We start from the raw sequence: 9,885 nt of genomic DNA, 5'->3' as shown, positions 1-9,885 counted from the left end.
ATATTCTCGCGAACAGTCATGTGGGGGTACAACGCGTAGCTTTGAAACACCAACGCCACATCGCGCTCCCGCGGTTCCAAGTCGGTGACATCGACCCCGTCGAACAGAATACGACCGGCGGTCGGTTGATCAAGACCGGCAAGGAGGCTCAGCAATGTGGATTTCCCACAGCCGGAAGGGCCCACGAGTACGAAGAACTCGCCGTCCTGTACCGTCAGCGTGAGCGGAGGGAGAATGGTTTTGTGTCCGATACGCTTCTCGATCAACTCGATCCGGACTTCAGCCATGGCCTTATCCTTTCACACTGCCGGCTGTCAGGCCGGCAATGATGTGGCGTTGAAATGCCAGCGCGAGACCGGCGACCGGCAGAGTCACCACCAGAGACGCGGCGGCCAGGTCGCCCCAAGGAATTTCGTACAACCCCGGGAACAATGCGACGGCGACCGGTGCGGTGCGAGTGGCATCACTGGCCGTCAGCGTCAGGGCAAACATGAACTCGTTCCAGGAATAGATAAAAACCAAGAGCGATGCCACCGCAAGCCCGGGTCGCGCAAGAGGAAACATCACCCTCAGTAAGGCCTGCAACGGGGTGCAGCCGTCGATACGCGCGGCCTGGTAGAGCTCCTTGGGAAGCTGCTGAAAGAAACTTGTCAGCAGCCATACGGCAAGCGGCAGTGAATACACCGCATGGGTCAACCCCACGGCGACAAGGGTATCCCTCAACCCCAGCTCCCTCATCAGGAGGTACAACGGACTGATGACCGCGATAGGCGGGAACATCGACGTGACGAGCGCCACTCCGAGTATGACCGACTTGCCGGAGATCGGGAGCCGTGCGAGCGCAAAGGCGCAAAATGCACCCACTACGATGGCGGTCACCGTCGCACTTGCGGCCACGATCATGCTGTTCACGAGCGACCGTGGTAGTGACGAATTGAGCAAGACCCGATCATAGTGCACGCTCGTTACGTGCTCTGGGATGAGAGGAGGCAGGCGCACGAGATCCTGATCCAACTTGATCGATGTGACCGCCTGCCACAGCACCGGTCCGAGACAGAACAGCCCGACAAGGACAAGCACACCGACTGTAAGGCCACGAGCTCGAAGCCCGTTCATCATGGGTGACCCAGCCTGCTCGGTCTGGCGATCCATCAGGCCCCCCCCTGCACATGCCGGCGGAGCAGCGCGAGGTACAACATCGAAAGGAGTGCGGCAAGCACAAACATCGCCGTGGCCAGAGCGGATCCATACCCAAACTGCAAGGTTTGGAAGAGCGTCTTGTACGCATAGATCGACAGGGTCTCCGTGCTGTTGCCCGGGCCTCCACCCGTGAGCACAAAGACCGCATCAAACACCCGGACCGCGTCCATCGTACGGAAGACCAACACGATGACGACGACAGGCATCAGAAGTGGCAGGGTAATCCGACGAAATTGTTCCCACGCTCCGGCCCCGTCGACTCGTGCTGCTGCGTAGAGTTCTTGCGGCACGGCCTTCAATCCGGCCAAGAGCAACAGCGCCGCGAACGGCGTGGTTTTCCACACATCCATCACCACCGCCGCATGGATCGCCCAATCGGGATCGGCCAGCCAATCGATGGGCCCTTCGGTGATCCCCGCAGCAGAGAGCAGATAATTGAGCAAGCCGTAGTCCGGTTGATAGAGCCAGGCCCAGATCTGAGCGGACACGACAGTCGGAATCGCCCACGGAAGAATGATCATGACATGCGCCCACCGGAGTCCCTTGCCCGCTCCATTCGACAGACGGTTCAGAAGCAAGGCAAATCCGAAACCCAATAACAGCTCGGCCGATACGGAGAGGGCCGTGAAATACAACGTCGTCCGGCAGGCGGCCCAAAACCGGTCATCCCCCCACAATTGGAGATAGTTCCGGGCGCCGACAAATTCATCGATTCCAAAGATCGGCAACTGCTGACGCAGACTGAGCCACAAGGCCGCGGCAATCGGAGCAAGCGCGATCAGACTCACGAGTACAAACGCAGGGCCGGCGAATACATATCCCCATGCGCGCTCGGACAATCGGATCATCCGGTAGCCCTCTGCATCTCCGCGAGCGACTGACTGTCCATCATCGTTCCATCACTGCCGTTGAGCGTTGCTCCCCCATGATCTGATCGACTCGTCGTCTAATGGCTTCCAGCGCTTCTTTGGGCGACTTTCGCCCCACGACGACCGCACTGATTTCCGGTTGTACCGCTTGAGAAATGAGGAGATAATATGGTGTGACCGGACGCGGCCTAGCTTCCAACAGGATCGGATGGAGATCCTTCAGGAGAGGGCGCACCTCGAGCAATGACTCATCGGCATAGAGCGCTCGCCGAACCGGGTTATACCCCAACTCCACGGCGACCTTGCGTTGCGTGTCGGGCGAGGTCAAGAACTTAATCAGCTCGCCCACCATCGCTTGATGGGTGGAACTCTTCGGGATGGCGAGCATCCACCCTCCGAGAACCGGCGCACTGGCAAATCCGGAAAAGGCCGGCAGCGAAACGACTCCCACCTTCCCGCGAACCGGCGAGCCCTTCTGTTGCAGGAGGGACCAGGCATAGGGCCAATTTCGCATGAACAGCGCATGGCCTTCACCGAACATCCACCGAGTGGATTCTTCATCGGCCATGCTGGTGGACAGCGGGGTAATGCCGTAGGTCGAAATGGTCTCTCGCAAGAAACGCAGACCAGACTCGGCACGGTCTCGATCGCCGCTCCAGAGATCAGTTCCGTTACTCCGCAGCACCTCGAGCGTGACACACATCAGACCTTCATATTGCTTCCCCTGCCACACAAACCCGGCTAAGCGAGAGTCTCGTTCCGCATCCAGGATCAGCTTGGCGGCCTGAACAAGCTCAAGCCACGTGCGCGGTGGTTCAAGACCGTGACGATCCAACAAGTCACGCCGGTAGTAGAGAACCCCTGCATCGACATACCACGGCACCGCATACAGGCGGCCATTGAAAGTCGCAGCCTCGATCGGACCAGGAAAGAACTCCTCTTGCTCAGCCGGAGTCAGCAGTCCGTCCAGCGGGGCAATCCATCCGGCCTTGGCGAATTCCTGCGCCCAAATCGTATCGATCCCCAGCACATCGAACGGAGCCTTTCCTCCGTCCAAATTCATGGCATAGTATTGATGTTGTCGGTCCGAATCGGACGGTAAGAGCTCTTCGCGAACCGTGACCCCTTCATGCTGTCGTTCGAAATCTCTGAGCAGGTCGGACAGCACACGCCCATCACCGGATAATTTCCCATGCTTGAACACAAGAACAGTCGGCGTACGATCCGTCCCTTCTCCGCTCTGCGTACAGCCAATCGCCGCCGCCAGCCAGAGGAAGAGGAACACCCCGATCATCATAGATGCCGCAGATCGTCCGGAGCGCGATCGCGCCCTCGACTCCAGAACGTCCGCTCAAGATAGTCCTTGGCTAAATCCTTGGCCCCGAGTCCGAACGCCAAACAGGTGGCGAACACAATGCCTCCAAAGGTAATCCCGAAGCCTACCAGGACCACACTTGCCGCAATACCCAATTCCTCCGCTGCCATGGCCAACGCAAAGAGTTGGATGCCCCAACGCGACATATTCGCAAACAACCGTGCCGGTGGCAGCCCGGCATTCACGCCTGCGATCAACACACCTTGTGCGATGAAATTGGAGAGCAGGTATCCGCTGACCAAAATCAACCCGGCGACCAACGCGTGAGGAATATACGCCAAGAGCGAATTGGCAAACTGGTTGATCGGCTGGAGATTCAGCGCCCCCAACCCGGCGATCACGGAAAAGGCGACGACGGCCCAATAGACGGCCTGGCCCATGATATAGGAGGGATCGGCCTTCACGCCCCCACGCAAGAGCGCAGCATTGATTTCAAGCCGATCGCACAGATGGTCGAGACGCATCACACGCAAGAGCCGTTCGACCACATGGGCCAACGCGCGGGCTACCAAGAAACCCACCCCGATGATGATGAGCATGGCCAACACATTCGGTAAGACATCCAAGACCTGTCGGCCAAGTTGCTCCAATGGCGCGAGTAGCGCAGTGCGAAAAAAATCTGTCGTCATACTCACCTCCCCCCATTCTCCGCCGGCACTCTCACTTAAGCGTGCGGTTCAGGGTTCCACTGTTTGACCAAGTACGATTTCTTCGACTCGAACACGTCACAGAGTTGTTCGACCCGCCCTTCGGCCTCCTTCGTCGTAAGCGCCTGCGTTTCCAACACAAAAGTCGCAGTCCGCCCAAGATAGAGAGGCGTCAGGGCTTTCAGTAAATGCTCTCGAGCCATGCGATGTTCACGGTACGCCAGTGCGGCTTCAAATACCACACGAACCCACAGGTCGTCGGAAATTCGAAAGTCCGAAGCAGCGGTCGCTCCAGCCGTTATCAGTTCTCCCACAATCTCCTTGCCCAACGCCTGTTCCCAAATAGGCGTCAGATCGGCTACGCCCTGTTGAAACACTGCGATCATGCGCTCCACATTGACGTTGACGGGCTCAACACCAACCTCGTACTGAAAGCCAAAGAGCTTGACCGCCTTCGACCCTTGCACCGTCGACCAGACACGATGGTGCGACTCCATCAAGGCAAAGACCGCTCCCAACACCTGCATGAGCATGCCGGCCAAATCTGCGGCCGGATCCTTGGGATTATGAATCTTGGCTCCTAGAAAACTTTGGCAGACCCGGGCACCGCTCGCGATGGCCTCGGTGGTCATCCAGATATCGATCCCAAATCGTGCAACGTCCGACTCCCAGACATGTTGATCCAGGTAATGTTCGGACAAATGTCCGGCAAATCCGAAATCACCCCCGATCGGTTGTCTGATCCGTTGCCCATAGAGAGTCCGCGTAAGCGGATAGACGATACTGTTCGTAATCGTGCCGTCATACTTATGGCGCAGATAATAGGGAGCCACGTAGTCGTAATGATCATCGAGGATCGGACGCAACAACAGCTCGATCCATTCCGGCGTGATGCTCCTGAGGTCTGAATCGACGACGGCGCAAGCCTTGGCATTCAGCCGCCGCGCAATTTCGAAAATCGTGCGAAACGCACTCCCCTTACCGGGAATCCCATGATAGGGGGTGATGATCTTCTGAAGCTGGCTCTGCTGATCGCGAATGAGCAATGCGTCGTAATCGACCACCGCCCTCGAGACCGCCTCAGCGGTCCCGTCTGAAGAGCCTCCGTCGGAATTCACCAACACGGCCCGATGCGTGGGAAAATATTTCGCGAGCCCGACGCTCACGGCACGGACCACATGCTCGATGGTATCGGCGTTGTTGTAACTCGGAATGCCGACCAGGATGTCTACGCTGCCGATCGCATCAAGAGAAGCCTCGGTTTCCGCCGTCAACGCGACGGGTGGTTTGCTCACTTCGGAGCTTGGCGTGGTTCTTTCGTCGGGTCCCACTGATGATCCTCCTCCACGGCTCGCACGAGACGATCGAAGACATCCGGAACCGCTGCGGCCACGCGACTCCAGTTTGAAATCATCGGCACTCCTAACGGATCTTTCTGAAAGACCTCTGAAGCCAATTTGATGCCTTTCAGGAACGTCTCGACGGCGGTTCGCTCCGCATGCCGATCGAACTTCAGACTGTTGATCGCCGCGCTGTCTTCATATCGGCGGATGGCCTCCTCGGCGATACGAAGATAGCTGGCTCGCAAGGTTTTGAGTTCCGGGTCACCGAGCACCAGACCTTCGCTGGCCAGATGGCGGAACAGAGATTTCGCGATATCCACAGTCATCTTGAGCAATCCCTTTTCCGGATCGTCCGAGGACAGCGCTTGATGTTTGTGCTCATACGCATCGGCGATATCGGCCTGGCACACACGACGCAATGCGCAGTTCCGATACACTTCCGCTAGAATCCCGACCTCCAATCCCCAGTCTCCGGGAATACGATTAACCCAGGCCAGATCGCGAACCATCGCAAATTCCCCCGCGAGGGGGTAACGAAAACTGTCCAGAAAGGTCAGCAGCGGGTGACTCCCAACAAGTTGCTGCAATGAGCGTATGAGCGGAGTGATGAACAACCTGGTAACCCGCCCGTGCAGCTGGTCTGTGACACGACTATAATAGCCTTTACAAAACTCATAGCCGAGATTCGGGTTGCCGAGCGGATAACAGAGCCGTGCAAGATATTCACGGTGGTAGCTCACAATGTCGCAATCATGGAGCACGATGACCTGGCTTCGCTGCCGAGCCAAGACATAGCCGAACGCGAGCCAACAGGATTGGCCTTTCCCTGGCAACCCTACATCGACCTCCCGTTCGACCAGGGTCTTAAGGATGTCTTGCACCGGAGCACCATCCACCCAGACGAGCCGCAGATGTTGCGGAAGCACCTTGAAATAGTCTTTCGCACGCCGAAACTCGAGGGCCGATGCATGCCCGAGCGCGACGACGATCTCGTTCAGATATTTGACTCGTTTCAGTTCATCAACGATTCCGGCCAGGGCCGGACCTTCGAGCTCCGAATAGAGGCACGGTAAGACCAATGCGATCGGGTTGACATGGTGATACTGCTCAAGTTCCCGCTCCAGCTGTTCCAAGTTGGATGAACCGAGGCGATGCAGAACACTCACCACCCCGTTCTGGAAGAAATCCGACATAATGATACTCCTCCCGAGTTCAGTGCAGCGATCGCTCCGTTGTCTCTACGTTGCGTCAGCCACAACCGGATAGGGTCCCCAGCATCGCACAGATGGGCGATGAATCCCAGATGGAATTTCATGAATTGTTGTGGCATGGATTGAGTATGCCGCCATTGCATCAGCAGCAAGAAACGACTCCTTGTTCCCGCTTTCGCGAGCTTTGGGGTTCGTTTAAGATTGAACCCACTGCACCCGGTACAGGATCGATCTAGCACCATGATGACTCGATCACACGCATCGACCATCAAAGGAAACTCAAGGACCATGGTCATCTTCACAGACTTGGACGGCACGCTCCTCGACAGTTCAACCTACTCGTTCGAAGCCGCGCGGGAAGCGTTGGATCAGCTTCATACCCGTTCGATCCCCCTTGTCGTTGTCTCAAGCAAAACCCAGGCGGAAATTGAGCCCCTACGGACCCGCCTCGGCAATGAGCACCCGTTTATCGTCGAGAACGGAGGCGCCGTGGTGATTCCATCATCCTACTTCCCGTTCCAACTTCCTGCTGCAACGAATCAGGACCAGTATGTTCTTGTCGAACTGGGCACCTCCTACGCCGTCCTTCGCCAAGCCCTCAAGGACATTGAACGAGAACTCGGAGTGGAGTTGAGAGGGTATGGCGATATGTCCCCCGACGAGGTGGTCAAACGGACAGGGCTTTCTCGGCCGGAAGCAGAACTGGCCATGCAGCGTCACTATGATGAGCCGTTCGTGGTGGAGGATGAGCAATGCCCATTGGAAACTCTCGCACAGGCCATCACAGCCCGTGGCCTGCGCTGGACGAAAGGAGATCGCTTTCATCACCTGATGGGCGTTCAGGACAAGGGTCACGCTGTGCACTATCTCATCGATTGCTACCGCCGTCTGGCTGACCATGATCGAGACCGGCTCATCACCGTCGGGATTGGAAACAGCCTGAACGATCTCCCGATGCTTCAGACAGTGGAGCAACCCATTCTTGTTCAACGACCTAACGGTTCGTATGAGACAGCCATCCCGCTTCCCAAGCTGATCCTCGCGCCGGGTCCAGGCCCTCTCGGGTGGAATCGAGCCGTATTATCCTTGTTGGGATGAGATCAGCTGGAACAGGCCACTGTGTACAGGGCTCGTGATGCAAGGGCTCCCGAATCGCTTCTGATTCTTGACCACAGGTCACGAGCCGGTCGGTCCCTGACTCAGCCGTTACCCTAGAACTCCATGATTCGATGCGTCGTCATCTGAACCACAAGGCCGGTATCATTCAGGTGCGATGATACGTTGTTTTTCCAACGTCGGCACGATTTGACTCTGCACATCTTCAGTAATCGTGTACCGAACATAGGCATTCTCGACCATTTGATTGGCATAGAGGCGACCGGTCGGTGCCTCGACCGTCAGACTCACGCTCGCCTCCTTTTTCGGTTCAATCGTAATCGTCTGCTCAATCTCGTCCCTGATGTACGGATGCCAGACTTTCACCTTGTAGGTGCCGGGTGGAATGTCGGTGAACTCGAACCGCCCTTCGGAGTCGGCCACAGTATAATAGGGATGGTCGGCAACCAATGCCCAACTTTCCATATAGGGATGGAAGCCGCATTGCATGGTAAAAATCTTTCGGTCCCTCGTCATCTTGACCGATTGAGTCACGGTGGCCCCTTCGTAGTGCTTGTGGAAATTTGCGCTCAACCCGGCCTCACGAGGATATCGTTTACTGATCGGCAACGGCACATTGAATAAGACACGAGGCCCAAGATGTGAGGTCTCGTAGGCTTGAATGTCGTGAAAGGCAGGGTCCATGTTGACGACGACGACATCGTGGAGATCGCGCACGACGTTGATAAACGGAATAAAGCGACAGTCCACGGCTTCGATTCTCGGGGGCACATACTCGCCGAAAGGCTTTCCCTTGTCGATCCCGTCAAGATAGACGACAACGTTGCGAAACTCCTGCTTCGAGCCGACGTCGAAAGGCTGCAGCAATCTCCAGCCTCGCCCATCGGAAATCCGCCCACAATAGACTGGATCCGGCACGGTGGTGAGATTGTACCCCTTCGGCATCGGCACTTTGCCGTCGAGATTGACGGTTCCCGAGAGCGATCCGCTCTCGGAAAGAGACATCTCCTCATACGCCCCGATATCCGGAACCCAACCAAGGCTGAGCCCATAGGCACAGGCGACGATCACAATTTGGCGCACGAGCGTCCTCATCGCTTCCTCCTTACACCATGTTGACAACATATCTCCCGTACCATCACCTTGCCTCGTCCAGATGAATAATTGCCGTCGGACTCATTGAATGGAAGGGGTCGGTGATATCCGTCCACACATTGTACCGGACCGTATGAGCGTGCAGAAAACACACGCTGACAAAATCTCCTGCTGCAATCGGGATCATCTCCTTGATGGTCCCAAACCATGTCGTGAATCCTTTATCACAGCGTGCTTCCTCGATCGGCTTCACCCCGAGCAATCCAAGATGAATCGGAACCGCAAGTTGGTTGTGCCACCGGATTTCTTCTCCCACCGCGGCATACAGCTCAAGGGGCGTTATCGAATCCTGGCCGTTGATATAGATGTCATGAACTCGCGTGGGCCCGTCCGCTTTTGAAAATACACTGCAGCTGGTCAAGATGACCAAGATGAAGAGCAGACCGCCTAGGCTTGTATGTTTCAGCATGCTTATTGTCCTTGCCCGCCCATCTGTCGCGCGCAGATTCGACGGCCGCCACGACAGCGGCTCAGCGCGTGGCCAACGGATCCTTCTCCCCTGCATCCACGAGCCGGTGCACCGTGTCTCTTCACAGTACCGACTATCGCTTCACAAAGGAGCAGAGAAACTCAGCGGGCTCGCGGGGGATCATAGCCATATTGAAGGGAACCGTGATGCAAGACGCCATACCCTTGAAAAGAGGTACCATACGGCATTCGACAGCGTTCAACGTTCTCCAGACAGCAAGCCGTCACCCTCTCCCAGAATTTGCACACAACCTATTTATAGTGTCCGCCAACTGCTTATGCAACACTTTATCAGATCATTCACTTCACTCGGCCGGCACATTAATGGAGGTGCCTTTAAGGGGTCTTCGACGGAAAACCTAGGAGATATCCTAGTTCGCAAATGGCGCCGTCTCTGCGAAAGTACAATCACATAATAGCTATCAATATCACAGTCACCGATGGAAAGAGCGGATTGTTCGGAGCCGGCGTGGGGTGGCGGCGCAGACTGTGAGCCGCATG

Annotated in this window: 10 protein-coding genes; 1 reads left to right on the top strand and 9 read right to left on the bottom strand. The window is 56.6% G+C overall.

The annotated features are described in order from the left end of the window. From IPM58_14530 to IPM58_14500, 7 genes are all read right to left on the bottom strand, one after another. Positions 1-287, bottom strand: a 287-nt coding sequence (locus tag IPM58_14530) for an ABC transporter ATP-binding protein (GenBank protein ID MBK9308259.1), incomplete at its 3' end; no start/stop codon positions are given. Between the two features lie 4 nt (positions 288-291). After that, positions 292-1,116: a carbohydrate ABC transporter permease gene (locus IPM58_14525; GenBank protein ID MBK9308258.1), complete on the bottom strand. Its 825-nt coding sequence runs from the start codon at positions 1,114-1,116 to the stop codon at positions 292-294. 35 nt (positions 1,117-1,151) lie between these two features. Continuing rightward, positions 1,152-2,048: a sugar ABC transporter permease gene (locus tag IPM58_14520; GenBank protein ID MBK9308257.1), complete on the bottom strand. Its 897-nt coding sequence runs from the start codon at positions 2,046-2,048 to the stop codon at positions 1,152-1,154. 40 nt (positions 2,049-2,088) lie between these two features. Further along, positions 2,089-3,366 (bottom strand): ABC transporter substrate-binding protein, encoded by a 1,278-nt coding sequence (locus IPM58_14515; GenBank protein MBK9308256.1) that lies wholly within the window; start codon positions 3,364-3,366, stop codon positions 2,089-2,091. Further along, the gene (locus IPM58_14510) at positions 3,363-4,073 is read right to left on the bottom strand and encodes a hypothetical protein (protein ID MBK9308255.1); all 711 of its coding nucleotides are present in this window, start codon (positions 4,071-4,073) and stop codon (positions 3,363-3,365) included. Before IPM58_14510 ends, IPM58_14515 begins: the two co-directional genes overlap by 4 nt. A gap of 35 nt (positions 4,074-4,108) precedes the next feature. Next, entirely contained in the window at positions 4,109-5,365 is a 1,257-nt protein-coding gene (locus IPM58_14505; GenBank protein MBK9308254.1) for a glycosyltransferase, read from the bottom strand. A 17-nt stretch (positions 5,366-5,382) separates the two neighbouring features. After that, entirely contained in the window at positions 5,383-6,627 is a 1,245-nt protein-coding gene (locus IPM58_14500) for a glycosyl transferase (GenBank protein ID MBK9308253.1), read from the bottom strand. A 258-nt stretch (positions 6,628-6,885) separates the two neighbouring features. Here IPM58_14500 and IPM58_14495 point away from each other — a divergent pair, with 258 nt between their 5' ends. After that, entirely contained in the window at positions 6,886-7,743 is an 858-nt protein-coding gene (locus tag IPM58_14495) for an HAD-IIB family hydrolase (GenBank protein ID MBK9308252.1), read from the top strand. A 162-nt stretch (positions 7,744-7,905) separates the two neighbouring features. Here the strand turns inward: IPM58_14495 and IPM58_14490 are convergent, their stop codons facing one another. Further along, positions 7,906-8,886, bottom strand: coding sequence for a carboxypeptidase regulatory-like domain-containing protein (locus tag IPM58_14490; GenBank protein MBK9308251.1), 981 nt, complete (start codon positions 8,884-8,886; stop codon positions 7,906-7,908). 13 nt (positions 8,887-8,899) lie between these two features. Further along, positions 8,900-9,325 carry a hypothetical protein gene (locus IPM58_14485; protein ID MBK9308250.1) on the bottom strand — a complete coding sequence of 142 codons (426 nt, stop codon included), beginning with the start codon at positions 9,323-9,325 and terminating at the stop codon, positions 8,900-8,902. Positions 9,326-9,885: the final 560 nt, after the last annotated feature.

It is taken from the genome of Nitrospira sp. (assembly GCA_016715825.1).
In the GTDB taxonomy this organism is placed as follows: domain Bacteria; phylum Nitrospirota; class Nitrospiria; order Nitrospirales; family Nitrospiraceae; genus Nitrospira_D.
This window is presented reverse-complemented; position numbering and strand designations above follow the sequence as displayed.

Excerpts from the sequence above, each read along its gene's own strand:
- IPM58_14525 (MBK9308258.1), bottom strand. The coding sequence starts at position 1,116 with ATGAACGGGCTTCGAGCTCGTGGCCTTACAGTCGGTGTGCTTGTCCTT.
- IPM58_14520 (MBK9308257.1), bottom strand. The coding sequence starts at position 2,048 with ATGATCCGATTGTCCGAGCGCGCATGGGGATATGTATTCGCCGGCCCT.
- IPM58_14515 (MBK9308256.1), bottom strand. The coding sequence starts at position 3,366 with ATGATGATCGGGGTGTTCCTCTTCCTCTGGCTGGCGGCGGCGATTGGC.
- IPM58_14510 (MBK9308255.1), bottom strand. The coding sequence starts at position 4,073 with ATGACGACAGATTTTTTTCGCACTGCGCTACTCGCGCCATTGGAGCAA.
- IPM58_14500 (MBK9308253.1), bottom strand. The coding sequence starts at position 6,627 with ATGTCGGATTTCTTCCAGAACGGGGTGGTGAGTGTTCTGCATCGCCTC.
- IPM58_14495 (MBK9308252.1), top strand. The coding sequence starts at position 6,886 with ATGATGACTCGATCACACGCATCGACCATCAAAGGAAACTCAAGGACC.
- IPM58_14490 (MBK9308251.1), bottom strand. The coding sequence starts at position 8,886 with ATGTTGTCAACATGGTGTAAGGAGGAAGCGATGAGGACGCTCGTGCGC.
- IPM58_14485 (MBK9308250.1), bottom strand. The coding sequence starts at position 9,325 with ATGCTGAAACATACAAGCCTAGGCGGTCTGCTCTTCATCTTGGTCATC.